The sequence below is a fragment of the Nocardioides alkalitolerans genome (genome assembly GCA_038184435.1).
GTDB classification, from domain to species: domain Bacteria; phylum Actinomycetota; class Actinomycetes; order Propionibacteriales; family Nocardioidaceae; genus Nocardioides; species Nocardioides alkalitolerans_A.
Map to the genome: position 1 here is coordinate 1866465 of CP116227.1, position 17475 is coordinate 1883939.

At 74.6% G+C, this 17475-nt stretch carries 11 protein-coding genes; all 11 read right to left on the minus strand.

Annotated features, from left to right (window positions below; translation table 11 throughout):
- Positions 1-6: 6 nt before the first annotated feature.
- Complete coding sequence (mfd, locus tag PIR53_08960) at positions 7-3564, minus strand: transcription-repair coupling factor (protein WZH54104.1); 3558 nt, start codon at positions 3562-3564, stop codon at positions 7-9.
- 246 nt (positions 3565-3810) lie between these two features.
- Positions 3811-4704, minus strand: coding sequence for a lytic murein transglycosylase (locus PIR53_08965; GenBank protein ID WZH54105.1), 894 nt, complete (start codon positions 4702-4704; stop codon positions 3811-3813).
- A gap of 59 nt (positions 4705-4763) precedes the next feature.
- Positions 4764-5669: a phosphate ABC transporter ATP-binding protein gene (locus PIR53_08970; GenBank protein WZH54106.1), complete on the minus strand. Its 906-nt coding sequence runs from the start codon at positions 5667-5669 to the stop codon at positions 4764-4766.
- Between the two features lie 95 nt (positions 5670-5764).
- Positions 5765-7612 carry an Ig-like domain repeat protein gene (locus tag PIR53_08975; GenBank protein ID WZH54107.1) on the minus strand — a complete coding sequence of 616 codons (1848 nt, stop codon included), beginning with the start codon at positions 7610-7612 and terminating at the stop codon, positions 5765-5767.
- 103 nt (positions 7613-7715) lie between these two features.
- A complete protein-coding gene (locus PIR53_08980) occupies positions 7716-8627 on the minus strand; it encodes a sortase (GenBank protein ID WZH54108.1) in 912 nt (303 codons plus the stop codon).
- A complete protein-coding gene (locus tag PIR53_08985) occupies positions 8624-11185 on the minus strand; it encodes a hypothetical protein (protein WZH54109.1) in 2562 nt (853 codons plus the stop codon). The genes PIR53_08980 and PIR53_08985 overlap by 4 nt, the downstream gene beginning before the upstream one ends.
- A gap of 11 nt (positions 11186-11196) precedes the next feature.
- Positions 11197-12828: a phosphate ABC transporter substrate-binding protein PstS gene (locus PIR53_08990; protein ID WZH54110.1), complete on the minus strand. Its 1632-nt coding sequence runs from the start codon at positions 12826-12828 to the stop codon at positions 11197-11199.
- Complete coding sequence (gene pstA, locus PIR53_08995) at positions 12828-13973, minus strand: phosphate ABC transporter permease PstA (GenBank protein ID WZH54111.1); 1146 nt, start codon at positions 13971-13973, stop codon at positions 12828-12830. Before pstA ends, PIR53_08990 begins: the two co-directional genes overlap by 1 nt.
- Positions 13970-14980 (minus strand): phosphate ABC transporter permease subunit PstC, encoded by a 1011-nt coding sequence (pstC, locus tag PIR53_09000; protein WZH54112.1) that lies wholly within the window; start codon positions 14978-14980, stop codon positions 13970-13972. The genes pstA and pstC overlap by 4 nt, the downstream gene beginning before the upstream one ends.
- Positions 14981-15254: 274 nt before the next feature.
- A complete protein-coding gene (locus tag PIR53_09005) occupies positions 15255-16121 on the minus strand; it encodes a 3'(2'),5'-bisphosphate nucleotidase CysQ (GenBank protein ID WZH54113.1) in 867 nt (288 codons plus the stop codon).
- Between the two features lie 31 nt (positions 16122-16152).
- Positions 16153-17466, minus strand: coding sequence for a hypothetical protein (locus PIR53_09010; GenBank protein ID WZH54114.1), 1314 nt, complete (start codon positions 17464-17466; stop codon positions 16153-16155).
- Positions 17467-17475 lie beyond the last annotated feature (9 nt).

Below are 17475 nucleotides of genomic sequence, written 5' to 3' on the forward strand. Positions count from 1 at the left end.
CTCAGGTCACGCGTCCTTCGGGTCGAGCACCGTGTCGATCACCTTGGCCGCCCACTCGAGCAGCGCGAGGCCGGTGATGGGCTTGCCCGCGACCACGGCGGTCTGCGGTCGCGGCACCAGCACGGTGTCCGTCGCCGGCTTGACGAGCGACTTCGGGTAGAGCCGCTGCAGCCGCACCGCGCGAGACTCGGGCAGGGAGACCGGCGCGAACCGCACGTTCTTGCCCGCCGACGTCACCTCCCGGATCCCGGCTGCCCGGGCCCGGGCCCGGAACCGCGCGACGTAGAGGAGGCTCTCGACCTCGACCGGGGGCTCGCCGTACCGGTCGACGAGCTCCTCGCGGATCGTGTCGACGTCCTCGTTGCTGCGCACCTCGGAGAGGCGCTTGTACATCTCCAGCCGCAGGCGCTCGCTCGGCACGTAGTCGTGGGGCAGGTGCGCCTCGACGGGCAGCTCGATGCGCACCTCCTCGAGCTGGTCGTCCGGGGCGCCCTTGAAGTCGGCGACGGCCTCGCCGACGAGCCGCACGTAGAGGTCGAAGCCGACGTCGGCGATGTGACCCGACTGCTCGCCGCCGAGGAGGTTGCCGGCGCCGCGGATCTCGAGGTCCTTCATGGCGATCGCCATGCCGCCGCCGAGGTCGGAGTGCTGCGCCAGGGTGGCGAGCCGCTCGTGGGCTGTCTCCGTGAGCGGCTTCTCGCTCGGGTAGAGGAAGTAGGCGTAGGCCCGCTCCCGCGACCGGCCGACGCGCCCGCGCAGCTGGTGCAGCTGCGAGAGGCCGAGGGTGTCGGAGCGCTCGATGATCATCGTGTTGGCGTTGGACACGTCGAGACCCGACTCGACCAGCGTCGTGCAGACGAGCACGTCGAAGCGCTTCTCCCAGAAGTCGAGCATCACCTGCTCGAGCTGCTTCTCGTTCATCTGGCCGTGGGCCGTGGCCACCCGCGCCTCGGGCACCAGCTCCGTCAGGTGCTGCGCGGCCTTCTCGATCGACTGCACGCGGTTGTGGATGTAGAACACCTGGCCGTCGCGCAGCAGCTCCCGCCGGATGGCGGCGATGACCTGGCGGTCCTCGTACGCGCCGACGTACGTCAGCACCGGGTGCCGCTCCTCCGGGGGCGTGGTGATCGTCGACATCTCGCGGATGCCCGTGACCGCCATCTCGAGCGTGCGCGGGATCGGCGTCGCCGACATGGCGAGCACGTCGACGCTCGTGCGGAGCCGCTTCATCTGCTCCTTGTGCTCCACGCCGAAGCGCTGCTCCTCGTCGACGATGATGAGGCCCAGGTCCTTGAACCGGATGTCGGGGTTGAGCAGGCGGTGGGTGCCGATCACGATGTCGACCTCGCCGGTGGTGAGGCCCTCCAGCACCGCCTTCGCCTCCTTGTCGGACTGGAAGCGGCTCAGCGCCTTCAGCACGACGGGGAACCCGCTCATGCGCTCGGCGAAGGTCGAGAAGTGCTGCGTCACGAGCAGCGTCGTGGGCACGAGCACGGCGACCTGCTTGCCGTCCTGCACCGCCTTGAACGCCGCACGCACCGCGATCTCGGTCTTGCCGTAGCCCACGTCGCCGCAGACCAGGCGGTCCATCGGCACCCGCCGCTCCATGTCGCCCTTGACCTCGTCGACCGTCGACAGCTGGTCGGGCGTCTCGGCGAAGGGGAACGCGTCCTCCAGCTCGCGCTGCCACGGCGTGTCGGGGCCGAAGGCGTGGCCCTGGGTGGCCTGGCGCGCGGCGTACAGCTTGATGAGCTCCGCCGCGATCTCCTTGACCGCCTTGCGGGCGCGCGCCTTGCGCTTGGTCCAGTCGCCGCCGCCCAGCCGGTCGAGCGCGGGCTGCTCGCCGCCGACGTAGCGCGTCACCTGGTCGAGGGCGTCGGCCGGCACGTAGAGCCGGTCCGGCGGGGCGCCGCGCTTGGAGGCGCCGTACTCGAGCACGAGGTACTCCCGCACCGCTCCCTGCACCTCGCGCTGCTTCATCTCGATGAAGCGGCCCACACCGTGCTGCTCGTGCACGACGAAGTCGCCGGCCTTGAGCTCCAGCGGGTCGATCTGGCGCTTGCGGCGGGCGGGCATCTTGCGCATGTCGCGCGTCGATGCCTTCTGGCCGGAGATGTCCTCACCGGTGAGGAGGGCGAGGCGGTTGGGCTCGTCCACGAGCCCGTGGGTGAGCGCGCCGCAGGTGACCGTCACGACGTCGGTCGGCGGCAGGGTGTCGACGGCGTCGACGAGACGGGCCGGTACGTCGCGGTCCGCCAGCGCCTCCACCGTGCGCTGGGCGGGACCGTGGCCGGGGTGCACCACCACGACCCGGTAGCCCTGCGTGAGCCAGCCGCCCACGTCGGCGAGCGCCTTCTCGACGTCGCCGCGGTAGGCCTCGGCGGGCTTCACCGACAGCGGTCGGCTCGGCACACCGGCGATGGCGGCCTCGGTGGCCGGGGCGTCGGCGGGGGCGCCGTCGTCCGCGATGCCGAACGGGCTGACGCTCCACCAGGCCTGCCCACGGGCCAGGGCGTGCTCGCGCACGTCGGCGTAGGAGCGGTACGACGCCGCCCCCAGGTCGATCGGCGCCTGGCCCCCGCCGGCGGCGGCCGCCCAGGAGGCCGCGAGGAACTCCTCGCTCGTCGCGACCAGGTCGGCCGCGCGACGGCGGCCGCGCTCGGGGTCGAGGACCACCACGTGGGCGTCGCTCGGCAGCACGTCGAGGAGCAGCTCCAGCTCGTCGACGAGCACGGGCGCGAGCGACTCCATGCCCTCCACCGCGATGCCCTCGGCGAGCTTCTCGGTGAGCTCGCGCAGCTGCGGGTGCGCCTCCCCGAGCGCCCGGGCACGTTCGCGCACCTCGGGCGTCAGCAGCAGCTCGCGGCACGGCGGCGCCCACAGGCGCTCCACCTTCTCGAGGGTGCGCTGGTCGGCGACCGAGAAGGTGCGGATGTCCTCGACCTCGTCGCCCCAGAACTCGACGCGCAGCGGGTGCTCGTCCGTGGGCGGGAAGACGTCGACGATGCCGCCGCGCACGGCGTACTCCCCGCGCTTCTCGACGAGGTCGACCCGCGAGTACGCCGCACCCTCCAGCCCGCGGACCACACCCTCGAGCGACGCCTCGGCCCCGGGGGTCAGCTCGACCGGGACGAGGTCGCCGAGGCCCTTGACCTGCGGCTGCAGCACGCTGCGCACCGGGGCCACCACGACGGAGAGCGGACCGTTGGCCGTGTCGTCCCCCGGGTGCGCGAGGCGGCGCAGCACGGCGAGCCGGCGGCCGACGGTGTCGCTGCGGGGGCTCAGGCGCTCGTGCGGGAGGGTCTCCCAGCTGGGGAAGTAGCCGACCGTTGCGGGGTCGATCAGGTCGCCCAGCGCGGCGACCAGCTCCTCCGCGTCGCGGGTCGTCGCGGTCACGGCGAGGACGGTGCGACCGAGGTCGGCGAGCCCCTTCACGACGAACGGCCGCACCGCGGCCGGACCGGTCAGGTCGAGGACCCGCTCGGAGCGGTCCCGCGCCCCGGCCAGCGCCTCGTCGAGGGTCGGATCGGCCAGGACGGCGTCGGCGAGCCCGGAGAGTTGCACGAGGAAGGAGCCTAGTCCGGGCCCCAGCACGTCACCATTCGAGGACGGGTGGGGCGGGGCTCGGTCCCGGTCGGGGAAAACGCGGACCGGGTCGAGGACGGGCGAAAGAGAACGCGGACCCGAGCGGCCGGGCCCTCGGCGTGTCGCGGACCCGGGTCCGCGTTTTCCTCCTCCGCGTCGTACGGCCCGCGCACTTTCCTCGCTGTCCGCGTTTTCTTCCCCCGACGGACGCGCCCGCGAGGCGGCTCAGCCGGCGGAGGCGGCGTAGCCGCTGGCGGCCGCGTACACGGCAGCGACGTAGGCGTCGTCGTGGTTGTAGGAGAAGACGGCCTCGGCCCAGCCCTCCCCCGTCGCGAGGTCGTGGCCGTCGTGGCAGAGGTAGCGGGCGGCGGCGTAGGCCGCGTCGTCGAGGTCGTTGGGGTCCATCGCGCCGTCACCGTCACCGTCGGAGCGCCAGCGGTCCCACGTCGACGAGATGAACTGCAGCGGGCCGACGGCGTGGTCCCACGTCGGGTCCCCGTGCCACTCCTCGAGCAGCGGGTCGGACGGGATCGCGGCGAACCCGCCGGTCCCGTCGAGCGCCGGGCCCACGATGGGAGGCTCCGCGCGGCCGTCGAGACCGAGGATGCTGCCGTGGATGGAGCCGTGGTGGGACTCGACCCACCCGATGCCCGCCAGCGTCGACCAGCCCATCGAGCACGACGGCGCCTCGGTGCGCAGGCGCAGCTCGGCCACGGCGTACGCGTTCACCGCCACCGGCGGGATCCCCGTCGCCTCGGCGACCTGGGCCGTCCAGGCGGCGTCGACGACCGGGATGACCGGGCGGCCGGCGGGCACGATCGGCGCAGGGTCGGAGGCCGGCGGCACCACGCCGCCCGGCGCTGACGTCCCGGCCTCGGGCGCCGGCGCCGGAGTGTCCCGGCCGAGCCACCACGCCGTGCCGACGAGGGCGAGCCCGAGGACGGCGACGACGAGGGGTACGGCGAGGCGCCGCGCCCGCTGGCGCCGCTGCGCCGCCCGGCGTCGGCGCTGGGCGGCGGTGGGCGTGCGGCCCGACGCGCGCGGTGCGGCCTTCGTCGCCGGGGCCTTCTTCGCCGGGGCCTTCTTCGCCGCGGTCTTCTTCACCGCGGTCTTCTTCACCGCGGTCTTCCGCGGCGTCGGTCGGCTCCGCGGCGCCGGCCGCCGCGGACCCGGCGGGGTCACCCGAAGCGGCCGTTGACGTAGTCGCTCGTGCGCTGGTCGCGAGGTGTGGTGAACATGGCGTCAGTATCCCCGTGCTCGACGATCACACCGGGAGTGCCCTGCGCGGCGAGGAAGAACGCGCAGGTCTGGGAGACCCGCCGCGCCTGCTGCATGTTGTGGGTGACGATGACGATGGTGATCTCGCGGGCGAGCTCCGTCATCGTCTCCTCGATGACGCGCGTCGAGGTGGGGTCGAGCGCGGAGCACGGCTCGTCCATGAGCAGCACCTCGGGCCGCACCGCGAGCGAGCGCGCGATGCACAGCCGCTGCTGCTGACCGCCCGACAGGCCTCCGCCGGGCGCACCGAGGCGGTCCCGCACCTCGGTCCACAGACCGGCCCGCACGAGCGAGCTCTCGACCAGCTCGTCCTTCTCCGTGCGCGACGCCTTGGTGCCGGTGAGACGCAGCCCGGCGAGCACGTTCTCGCGGATCGACATGGCCGGGAACGGGTTCGGCTTCTGGAACACCATCCCGATCGACCGACGGGCGTCGGTCAGCTTCCGTCGAGGGTCGTAGACGTCCTCGCCGTCGAGGAGCACCTCGCCGGCCAGCGCCGCCGAGGGCACCAGCTCGTGCATGCGGTTGAGGATCCGCAGGAAGGTCGACTTGCCGCACCCGGAGGGTCCGATGAGCGCCGTGACGCTCCGCGCCGGCATCGTGAGCGACACGCGGTCGAGCACCAGGCGCTCGCCGAACCACGCCGACACCTCCCGCGCCTCGAGCTCGCCGCCCGTCGCGACCCGGTACGCCGCGGGCGCACCGCCCGGCACCTCCCCGGGGACGGCCGGGATGACGGTGGTGGCCTGGTCGTCGGCGTACAGGTCGAAGGCCGCCGGGGCGGGGACGACGGAGTCGTGGCGCATGGCTCTGGTTCCTCTCACGGGGGTGGCCCGCCGTCGTCGGAGGTGCTCCGACGACGGCGGGCCGGGATGTGCGGTGGGGCGGTCCGGCGGGTGGGTCAGCGACCGGTGACCGTGAAGGTCTGGCTGCGACCGTTGACGCTGCGGTCGCCGGAGTAGACGGCGCGCAGGGTGTGGGTGCCGCGGCCGACCTTCGGCAGGGTGATGGCGGCGACGCCGCGGCTCACCGTGCCGCGGGCGAAGACCTTGGTGCCGGCGTAGATCGTCACGGTGCCGCTGATGGCCTGCTGCACGCCGGGCACGTTGACGACGAGGGTCCCGCGGGTGCCGGACGCGCTGGTGGAGACGGCCGACGGGAAGGTCTCGCCGATGGCGGGCGTCGCCTTCTGGATGGTGTGGGTGCCCGACGCGGAGGCGGGCACGAGCAGCCCGCTGCCGAGGTACTCCATCTTGATCGCGTAGGCACCGGCCGGCGTCGAGGCGCCGGCGGTCAGCGTCGCCTTGCCGTTGGCGTCGAGGGCCACGGTGGTGCGGGCACCGCCGAAGGTGAAGCGGACCTGGCCGGTGGCCGGTGCGCCGCTCGGCGTGGTGACCACGGCCGACAGCACCCGGGCCTGGCCGAAGCTGCTGCGGGTCGGCGAGACGCCGGCGCGGAGCACGGGCGCGACCCGGACGACGACGGAGGCCGCCGCGGAGGTGGAGCCCTCCTGGAGCACGCCCGACGCGGGCACGTAGCGCGCCGTGTAGGTGTGGCTGCCCGCAGCGACGCCGGTCAGCGTCGTGGCGAAGCGGCCCTGCGCGAAGCGCGCCGTCGCGACCTTCGTCGTGCCCTCGAGGAGCTCGACGGTGCCGGCGGAGACGTCGGCGCCCTTCGCGTCGACCGTCGCGGCGAACGCCACGCTGCCCGCTGCCGGGGAGGACGCCGTGAGCGTCGTGCCGGTCACGACGACCTCGTTGGTGGTGAAGTTGGACGTGGCGCTCTGGGTCGCCTCGCCGCAGACGCCGCCGAACTCGTCACGGGCGAGCTGGTCGAAGCCGGCGGCCTCGATGAGCGGCCGCGCGTCGGTGGAGCACACGAACCCGTCGGCGCCGAAGACACCCGCGAGGCGGGTGCGGTCGGCCGCGCGCACGACGTTGTAGAGAGCGCGCTTGGCGGTGAACCCGCCGACGATGGTGACGGTCCCGGCCAGCTCGGCGCGGCCGGTCGAGAACGGCGCGATCGCGTTCGGGTTCGACTTCACGGTGGCGTCGTCGTGCTCCTGCACGTCCACCACCGTCGAGGCCAGCGTCACGTCGACGCCTCCGTTGAGCTTCTTCAGCTCGGAGGTGAAGAAGGAGCGCGTGCCGGAGCCCGACTGCGGGATCTGCGGGACGATCGTTCCCGCCTTGCCGCCCACCTCGCTCCAGTTCTTGATGGTGCCCTGGTAGATGCCGACGATCTGCGCGGAGGTCAGGGTGGCGGGGGCGTTGGTGGTGCGGGCGGTCGCGAGCCCCAGGCCGTCGACGGCGAACGGGTAGGCGTAGAGCCCCGCGTTGACCTCGGCGTCGTTGAGCGCCGAGGAGGAGCGCGCGAAGTCGATGTTCGGGTTCGAGGGGTTGTAGAGCGTCGCCTTGCCCTGGCCCGAGCCGTTGGGCCGGTTGATCGGCTGCGTTCCCTGGCGCACGACGATCTGCGCGCTGGTGCCGGCCGTGAGGGCGTGGAAGCTGCGGAGCTTCCCGGTGGTGGCGGTGGCGTTGTAGCCCGGCACGACGGACCCGGCGACCGTGGCGCCGTCCGCCAGGTTGTCGAGCACGAACTGGCTGGTGTCGGAGCCGACGCCGACGATGTCGCCGGCGGCGGGCGGGGCGGCGGGGTCGGCGGACGCAGGGGCGAGCGAGCCCAGCGCGAGCGCCGCGGTCGCCAGCGACCCGGCGAGCACGGTGGAGAGGAGCGGACGAGCGAACATCGGGTGGATCTCCTGTCATCGGCTGCGCACCACGGTCGCGGTGCGTCCTTCTCGGGTGGGGTGGAGCGGGAGGAGCGGTGGTGCGGGTGGTGCGGCGGAGTGGTCAGAGGAGGTTGGGGAGGAGTCGCGAGGCGCTGTCGGCGGTCGCCCAGGAGAGCGCGAGCACCACGGGCGAGCTCACGACCCACACGAGGGCGCCCGGCACCCGGCGTCGGAGGAGGGCGATGCCGACGACCGCCGCGCACAGCCCCCCGAGCTGCAGCCCGAGCAGGGGCAGGGCCGCCGTGTCGACGCGCTGCGGCTTCTCCCCCTCCGGTACGGCACTGGGCACGCCGCCCGGCGCGGCGAAGCCCTCGCCGTCGACGGGCACGGTGGACGTGTCGACGTAGAGCACCTCGCCCGTGCTGAGCCGGCCGAGCGCCGTGTCCGTCGCCGCCGTCACGAGCGTGAGCCGCGCCTCGCCGTCGGCGAGCGGCCCGGGCAGCGGGTCCCCCGCCCGGCGGAGCCCGGTCACCGCCAGGCGCTGCCGCCCCTGGGCCCCGACGACCTCGACGGTGTCGCCGACGGCCAGCTCGTCGAGCCGCGCGAAGGGTCCGCCGAACGTCACGGCGCGGCCCTGCACGACGCTCACGCCCACCTGTCCGGGGAGCACGGTGTCCCGCCGGTGTCCGGGGCCGGCCCGCAGGTCGCCCGAGGCGGTGCCCTCCACCACGACCTGGGAGACGTCGATGGCGGGGATCGTCAGCAGCGCGACGGGCGAGCCGACCTCGGCCGTCGGCCCGACGGAGACGAAGCCGCCCGCGACGTCGGCGCGGAACGCGTCGTACAGCACCGCCTGGTCGCGCGCGTGGGAGACGCCGGAGAGCACGAGCAGGTGCAGCAGCAGCGTCAGGCTGAGCAGCGCGAGGGTGAACGCGGCGGACGAGCCGACCTCGAGCCGGCTGCCAGGGCCCCTGCCGGGGCCGCCGCCGGGCGCGCTCCCCGCCGTGGCGCGCTCCGCCACCGTGGCGCTCACGACCGCACCCGTCGGGCGATGAGCACGACCCGTCCGACGGCTCCCCCGAGCGCGCCGACGAGGGTGAGCACCAGGAGGAGCGGGAGCAGGGCGCTCGACGTCCAGGGCGAGCTCACGGGCGCGGTGGCGGCGGTGGTGGCCGTCGTGGGTCCGCCCGCCTGCGGGGTCGCACCCCCGGCGGCAGCGGCGTCCGCCGCCGGGACGGCGCCCGGCGGCGCGCCGGCACCCCCGCCGGGGAAGGACGGTCCTCCCGCGTCGGTCCCGGGGACGACCGGCGGCGCGACCGCCGGCGCCTCCTGGGCCGCGATGAGCTCCGCCGCCCGCTGGGCGCTGCGCCAGAGCGGGGCGGTGGCGCCGGCGTCGGTGATCGGCAGGTACCCCTCCGGCAGCGTGCCGTTGCCGCGGCCGGGCCGCTGGCCCTCGGTCGTCGCCACCTCGAGGAACTGCGCGACGTCGGCCGCCTGCTCGGCCGGCAGGCCGTGGGTGCGCGCCACCGTGTGCACGACGAGGGTCCCCGGGTAGGCGTCGCCCTCCTGCCGCACGGCCGCCTGGTCGACCACGTACGGCGCGACCGCCGCCTCCGCCACACCGACGGTGTCCGTCGCGGGACGGGCCAGGGCGACGGCCTTCGTCAGCCCCTCCGTCGTCGGTCCGACGAACGTGCCGTCCCGGGTCTCGAGCTCGGCGACGGCGAGGCCCAGGCGGGCGGCGTCGCCGAGGCTGACGATGCCGAGCATGAACCGGGTGCCGAGGCCCTGCCGGTTGACGCGTCCCACCCGCCACGGGTCGCTGGCGGAGGACCGCTCGCACCTCGTCTGCACGTTGGGCCAGGCGTCGAGCACGGCCTCGGCCACCCGGCGCAAGGTCGTGACGGGCGCGGCGACCTGGTTGAAGTAGACGGACGGGTTGGCCTTGAGGCAGTCCTGCTCGCTCGTCGGCACGTAGGTGTCGAGCAGCGGGAAGTCGCGCACCGGCAGCGTCATCCCGGCGTAGGACGGGTTCACCCGCATGCCCCAGGGGTCGGGCTCGCCCCGCACGAACGCAGCCGCGTCGGGGTCGGCCGCGACGTACGCGGTCAGGGCCCCGATGACGTCCGAGGACTCCGAGATGGAGAGCACCGTCGCCGCGGCCTCCCGGGCGATCTGGTCCAGGTCGGGGTTGAGGGCGACGAACTCCGGGTCCTGGTTGACCGAGGTCGGGTTGTCCCCCATGCCGGGGTGGCCGCGTCCGAGCTCGGACGCGACGTAGGACTGCGTCAGGAGCTTGGCCACGAGCCGCGCGTTGAGCCGCAGCTCGTCGACGGTCCCGGCGTTGTCGGGGCGGTCGACGACGTACGCGATCCCGAACCCGGTGACCGCGGTCGGCCCGTAGGCCGTCGCGGTGCCGCGGCGCGCGTCGTGCGGACCCGACACCAGCGCCGCCGCGCCCTCGCCGCTCTCCATGAGCGCGAAGCCCGCCTCGTCGCTCATCCGGTTGTGCTGGAACTTGAAGCGGCCGTCCTCGAGGCAGTAGGCCGGCGCCCACTGCAGCGACGCCTGGGCGAGCAGCTCGGAGCCGTAGAACCCGACCGGTGCCCGCGGGTCGAGCACGTCGCACACGTTGGGCGCGAGGCCGAAGGTCAGCGGCACGGAGAACCGGTGCTGCCAGTTCGACGCCGACCACCACAGAGCGGGCGAGACGGCCAGGTCGACGCCCTCCGCGGCGTAGTTGCTCGAGCCCTCGAGCCAGCGGCCGCTGCGTCGGCACTCGGGATCGGTGTCGCAGGACAGGCCCATGATCGGGATGACGACGATCGAGCAGGGTGTCGTCGCGTTGCAGCCGAGGGAGGCGTTCTCGACGTCGGTGCGCACCTCGAGGTCGACCGACCCGCGGCCGTCGGCGTCGGTGAACGCCGCGACCTCGGCCGGCGGGAGCGCGCCGTCGACGGCCGCCTCCGGCGCCATGGACTCCGCGCTGCAGGAGGCGAACCGGTCGCCGTCCGCGGCGGTGAACCCGGTCGCCCATGTCGAGAAGCCGTCGGCGGCGGGGCAGGTCGCCGCGTCCGGCAACGGTGCCGTCCCGGCCCGTGCGGACCGCTCCTCCGCGGTGGCGGCGGTGTCGTGGCGCCAGACGGCGGTGCGGTCGGGCAGGCTCTGCGAGCGCTGGGCCCGGGTCGAGGTCCAGCAGGTGTCGCGCGAGAGCCGCTGCGCGGCGGGCAGGTCGGGGTCGTCGAGGCCCCGGCACTGCAGGACGACGACGGGGTACTCCTGCGCCAGCCCCGTCTCGCCGTAGGGGTCCGCGGCCCGACCGCCGCTCGGGCGCGCGCCCGACCAGCTGACGTGCACCCGCTCGCGCGAGCGCAGCTGCTGCGTCTTGTCGACCGTCACCGTGACCTCGCGGGCGTCCACCACCTCACGCTCGCCGTCGGCGTCGGTGAAGGTGCGCTCGAGCAGCCGGGTCTGCTCGAACCCGCCCGTGGGCGGCGCCGCCTGGGCCGGCGGGACGTCGGCGGACGGCAGACCGACGAGCACCGCCGCGGCGAGCAGCAGGCCGGCCAGCAGCCGAGCGCGGGCGTCCACCGACCGCCGCCTCATCGCGACACCCCGTGGCGACGGCGGAGCCAGACGGTGATCATCGCGGGCAGGAAGACGAGCGCGAGCACCTCGGCCGCCACCAGCCACGCGAACGGGCCCCGGTCCCCCGGCCGGTCGGAGGTCAGCTCGAGCGGGTTGGCGAAGACCGCTCCCCCACCCGTCGCCGCGGCGGCCACCGGCTGACCGGTCGTCGGGTCGAGCTGCACGTCCTGACCGACCGGAGCGGCCCCGGTGCCGGCGCCGGCCGGACCCGCCGCCGTGCCCGCGCCCCCGGCCGCCCCGCCGCTCCCACCCGCGGCGGGATCGTCGGTCGAGGGCTCGCCGGTGCCGGTGTCGGTGCCGCACGGGCCCGCGCCCTGCTTGTCGCAGGCCGCCGGGGCCGGCGCCACGGTCGCGAGCCGGTTCTCGTTGAGGTTGCGACCGTTGAAGGTGGGGTTGTTGCAGGACCGTACGTCGCGGTTGGCGAGCTCGACACCGCTGTCGGCCGTGCCGAGCCGGGCGAGCTGGGTGAAGCCCGCCTGCACCAGGTTGAGCGGGAGCGGCGAGTAGCCGTAGGGGCCGGCCTTCGTCTGGCCCTGGCAGAGCGAGTAGTACATGAAGTCCACGAGCGTCTGGCGCTTCGCGGTCGTCATGCGCCGGTCCTGCGCGCCGACCGGGATGATCATGTAGGAGTACGACGACAGGGGGTAGGCCCGCGGGTCCGTCGCGGTGTAGACGCCCCGCAGGTCCTGGGTCAGGTAGTCGGACGCCGACGGGTCCTCGGTCTTGATCCGGGCCTGCGTCAGCGCCACGGCGACGTTGTACTGGGTCGGCTCGACGTAGTACCCGCCCTCGTTGAGCACCTTGACGACCGGGTAGTCCTCGTTGACGGGGTAGGAGTACTCGACGTACCCGATCGTCCCGTTGCCCGACGAGCTCGCGACCGTGTTCATCACCTGGTCGGACCCGGCCTGGGCGATCGCGCGTCCCTGGCGCGGGAAGTAGGACGTGAGCGTGCCCCGGGGGAACAGGGACTTCCAGGTGCTGCCGTGCCGGGCCGCCAGCCAGGCCGTGAACTGGGCGGTGGTGCCCGAGCCGTCGGCGCGGACCACCGGCGTGATGGGGATCTTCGGGAACGTGCGGCCGTTGTTGTCGGCCTTGATCGCCGGGTCGTCCCAGCTGGTGATCTGGTTGGTGAAGATCTTGGCGATCGTGGCGCCCGACAGCCGCAGGTTGCGCACCTGCTGGTCGCCCACCTTCAGCTGGTAGGTGAAGGCCGTGCCGCCCGCGACGATCGGCAGGTAGGCGAACTGCCGGTTGCCGGCGGTGTCGGCGTTCCCGAACTCGTCGACCCCCTGGTAGGGGATCTCCGAGATGGCGAAGTCGGTGCTGCCCTGGGCGAAGTTCTTGCGGCCGAGGGACGAGCCGCCGCCCGTGTAGGCGACGCGCATGCCGGTGGCCTCGACGTCCGCGATCCACTGCTCGACGATGAGCTGGCTCCAGGTCGAGCCGGTGCCCTCGATCTGGGCGTAGACCACCGCGCGCGCGGCGGCCGCGTTGCCGGACGTCGTGCCCAGGAGCAGCAGGAGGGTGGCCACGAGGGCGGCGAACCGGAGTGCCCGGAGGCGGGGTGGGGCGGGGAGTCGCATCAGGACCTCTTCGAGAGCGGGCCACGGGCCAGGAGCCGGGCGGTGACGAACAGCACGAGCACCAGCACGAGCAGCACGCTCGCCGCGGCGAAACCGCGGGCGATGGCCTGCGGCTCGCCGGAGCGCACGGTGCTGAAGACGTAGAGCGGCAGGGAGTTCATGAACCCCGACGTCGGGTCGAGCGTGAGGAACGGCGCCGCGCCCGAGGTGAGCAGCACGGGCGAGGTCTCCCCGACACCGCGGGCCACGCCGAGGATGAGGGCCGTCGCCAGGCCGGGCCGGGCGGTCGGCAGCACCACGTGCCAGACGACGCGCCAGCGGCTGGCCCCCAGGGCCAGGCCCGCCTCGCGCAGCCCGCTCGGCACGACGCGGAGCACGACGTCGGAGGCCCGGGCGATGATCGGCAGCATCATGACGGCGATCGCCAGGCCGGCCGCCAGGCCGGAGCGGGGGTAGCCGAGCGCGACCACCATCACCGTGTAGACGAACAACCCGGCCACGATGGAGGGCAGCGCGGTCATCGCCTCGACCACGGTGCGCACCACCGTGGCGAAACGTCCGCCGACCTCGGTCATGAACACCGCGGTGCCGATGCCGAGCGGCACCGTGATGGCGATCGCGATGCCCAGCTGGATGAGGGAGCCCGCGACGGCGTGGAGGATGCCGCCCCGGTCGAAGGCGTCGCGCGGGCCGATGCCCGCCATGTCGTCGGTGAAGAAGTTGACGTGCAGGAGCGGACGCCAGCCCTTGGCCAGGGTGAAGACCATGACGCTGACGAGCGCCGCCCCGACGACGAGGGCCCCGACCGTGACCGCGGAGCGCACCAGCTGGTCGGCCACCTCGTTGCGGTTGCCGACGAGAGCCGTCGTGAGGGCGACGAGGCCCATGCCGAGCGCGAACCAGAGCAGGAGCAGCCAGCCGATGGAGTCCAGCGGCACCACCCGCTGGGTCAGCAGCCAGGCCAGGGCGAACCCCGCGACCCACGCACCGGTGCGGGCGACGCGCTCCTCGGCGGTGGCTCGCCCCAGGCCCGTCCGGCGCACGGGGGACGGAGCGGTCGGATCGGCCACGGGCAGCACCGTCCGCGGCGGGACGGCGGCGTGGCGGGCCTCGTCGAGGACGGGGCGCTCGGGAGCCGTGGTCATGCGTCCGTCCCCTGTCCCGAGCGGCTGCGGTTGACGATGATCGCGGCGAGCGTGTTGACCGCCAGCGTGATGAGGAACAGCGCGAACCCGGCGGCCAGCAGGGCCGAGAGCTGGGCGGCGCTGGCGTCGCCGAAGCGGGCGGCGATGAGCGCGGCCACGGTGTTGGTGCCGACCTCGAGGATGTGGGGCTTGATGTCGAACGCGGGGCTGATGATCAGGTAGACCGCGATGGTCTCCCCCAGCGCCCGGCCCAGGCCGAGCATCGTGCCGCCGACGATGCCGCCCCGACCGAAGGGCAGCACGACGGTGCGCACCATGCCCCAGCGCGTCGCGCCGAGCGCGAGCGCCGCCTCCTTCTCCGCCTGGGGGGTCTGGCTGAAGACCTGCCGCATGACCGCGCAGGACATCGGCAGCACCATCATCGCCACGGCGATCGCCGCGCAGAACGCGCTGGCGATGTAGCGGGTCTGGTCCCACACCGCGGCGTCCGGGTCGGCGCTCGGGACGTCGAAGAGCGGGATCCAGCCGAGCGTGCCGTGGAGCCAGCGGGCGATCTCCGCGGCGTACGGCTGCACGAGCAGCGCCCCCCACAGCCCGTACACGATGCTCGGGACGGCGGCCATGAGGTCGACGAGCGAGACGAGCGTGGCGCGGACCGAGTGCGGGGCGTACTCGGAGATGAACAGCGCCGTCAGCAGCGCCAGCGGGAACGCGATGACCAGGGCGACCCCCGCGACGGAGACCGTCCCGACGAGGATGCCGGCGATGCCGACCGTGCCCTGCTCGGGGGCCCACGCCTCCTCGGTGAAGAAGGACAGCCCGTAGTGCCGCAGCGTCGGCACGGCCTGCCAGGCGAGGAAGAGCCCGATGCTGCCGGTGACGACGAGCACCGTCGCCCCGATGGCGCGGAAGCCGTGCGCGAACACCCGGTCGCCGCCGGTCGGGCGTCGGGAGATCGCGCGCGGGAGCGCCTCGATCTCGTCGTGCTGCGTCGGAACCGTCGTCACGGGTCGGTGTCCCCCATCGGGTGCGGGCGGCCACCTGACGGCCGCGGACCGACGGGAAATCTGGGGTCGGTCCGCCAACGGACCGACCGCTTCGGGTGAACGTCCGACCAACGCCGTCGGACCCGTCGGAGCAGCAGCCCGACGGGACTACCCCGGACCCCCGGCAGGGGTCAGGAGGGGTGGTCCCGGCATGGCCCGGACGGGCTAGGACCCGCCTCCGACGACCGGCCCCTGGACTGGACCGGTCTGGACGGGCTGGGCCGGCTGGACCCGCTCAGCCGGCCGCGATCGCCGCGAGCACGGCGTCGGCGAGCTCCGCCCGGCAGACGACGAGGTCGGGCAGGTAGACGTCGGCCGCGTTGTAGCGCAGCGGCGACCCGTCGATCCGGCTCGTGTGCAGGCCCGCGGCCCGCGCGACCGCGACGGGCGCGGCGGAGTCCCACTCGTACTGCCCCCCGGCGTGCACGTAGACGTCCGCCACGCCGCGCACCACCGCCATCACCTTGGCACCGGCCGACCCCATGGGCACCAGGCGGGCGCCGATCGCGGCGGCGACGACGTCGCTCACCTCCGGCGGGCGGCTACGGCTCACCACGAGGCGCGGCGCTCCCGCGGCGTACGGCGGGGGCACCGGCACGTCCGCCGTGCTCCAGGTCTCGCCGAGGGCTGCCTGGGCCACCGCCCCGGCCACGAGGTCACCGACCTCGCCGGCGGCACCGGCACCCCGTTCCCACAGCGCCACGTGCACCGCCCAGTCGTCGCGCGGCGGCTCACCGAACTCGCGGGTGCCGTCGAGCGGGTCGACGATCCACACGCGGTCCGCCTCGAGCCGGGCCGGGTCGTCCGCGCCCTCCTCCGAGAGGACCGCGTCGTCCGGACGCAGCTGGGCCAGCAACCCGGTCAGCAGCACGTGCGCGGCACGGTCGCCCGCGTCCTTGAGGTCGCCCGTGTCCCACGACTCGGCCACCGCCGTCGTGCGCAGCTCGACGAGCCGCTCGCCGGCGAGCGTCGCCAGCCGCTCGGCGAGGCGGTGGTCGTCGAGACCCGTGAGCGCGGCGACCAGCGGATCGCCGGCGCGGGGCTGGGGGCCGGGCCGGGGGCTGGACTGGGGGTGGGGCTGCGGGCTCGGGACGTCGGGCACGCCGCCAGCCTAGAGCGCTACGGAGACGCTCTCAGTGCATGTCCGCGGCGAGCACGTCGAGCAGCGCCGTCGCCGCCTCGGCGGCGCGCTGCTCCCCCGCTGCGGCGAGCAGGGCGCGGCGCACGGCCATGTCGAGGAGCAACAGCCGGGCGGTCAGCGGGCTCGTGCCCAGGGCCGCCGGGGAGTCCGACGCGCTGCGCTCGAGCAGCTCCGCCGCCGCCGTGCCGGCCGCGACGCGGTCGACGCTGGTGGCGCGCGCGAACTGCCAGTTGTGGCGGTCGAGGGCGACCGGCGCTTCCGCCTCGCCGAACTCCCAGTCCCACGCAACGAGCCGGCGTCGCCCGCCCGTGCCCGTCCAGCCGAGGTTCCACGGCGACCAGTCGCCGTGCCGCAGCCCGTGGAGGAGGAAGGTGTCGCCGTGGTGACGGTGGTACTCCGCGGCCACCTCGACCGCCCGGCGACCGAGGTGGGCGACGACCGGCCCCACGGGCATCCCGTGGGGCCCCACGCCGTCGCGCAGTCCGCGCGCGTCGGCGAGCAGGCGCCGCAGCCACGGGGACTCCCCGAGGCGGGGCGCCGTGGTCGGGCCGGCCGCCACGAGCCGGTCCAGCACGCGCCACGTCGCCGCGGGGTCCTGCGTGTCGACCGGCGTCACGTCGTCGGGCAGCGGCGTCATGCCCAGCGCGCTCGCCGCGCCGGCCCGGTGCAGCAGCACGGGGCGGGGCACGACGACGCCGAGGTCGCCGCGGTGGCTGCGCGCCGCCGCCACGGCCGTGGCGGCGTGCTCCCGCTCCAGCGCGGCGCGGCGGGCCGCGCCCGCGCCGACCTTGAGGAACAGGCGGGGGCGCCCGCGGTCGTCGGAGACGAGGACGGTCGGCCGCGCGCTGCCCTCCCGATCGATGACCGCGAAGCTGAGGTGCACCGCGTCCTCCTCGCAACCGAGGGCACCCGCGGCCGCCGTGCGGAGACCGAGCGCGTCGTCGTCGCCGGGCACCGCCACGAGGTCTCCGACGCGGTCGCCCGCCCCGAGGAGGAACCACGAGCCGACGACGCGGCGCGCCCAGCGTCGGGAGGGAGCCCGCAGGTCGTTGCCGTAGCGCAGCACGGCGCGGCGGGCCCGGCGGCCGAGCTCAGCAGCCACCACGAAGCGCACCCGGCCGTCGAAGCGCACGAGCCGGTAGTGCCCGAGCGCCTCCGTCGCGCGGGTCCGGCGGTCGGCGGGCCGGGCCGCCGACCGTCCGGGCTCGTCGACCGACGGCCACACGACCGCGGCCGTGCGCGCCCAGGCAGGGTCGGGGCCGGGGACGTGGCCCCGACCCGCGACCTGCTCGGACGCGAACGGCATGGCGAGCGT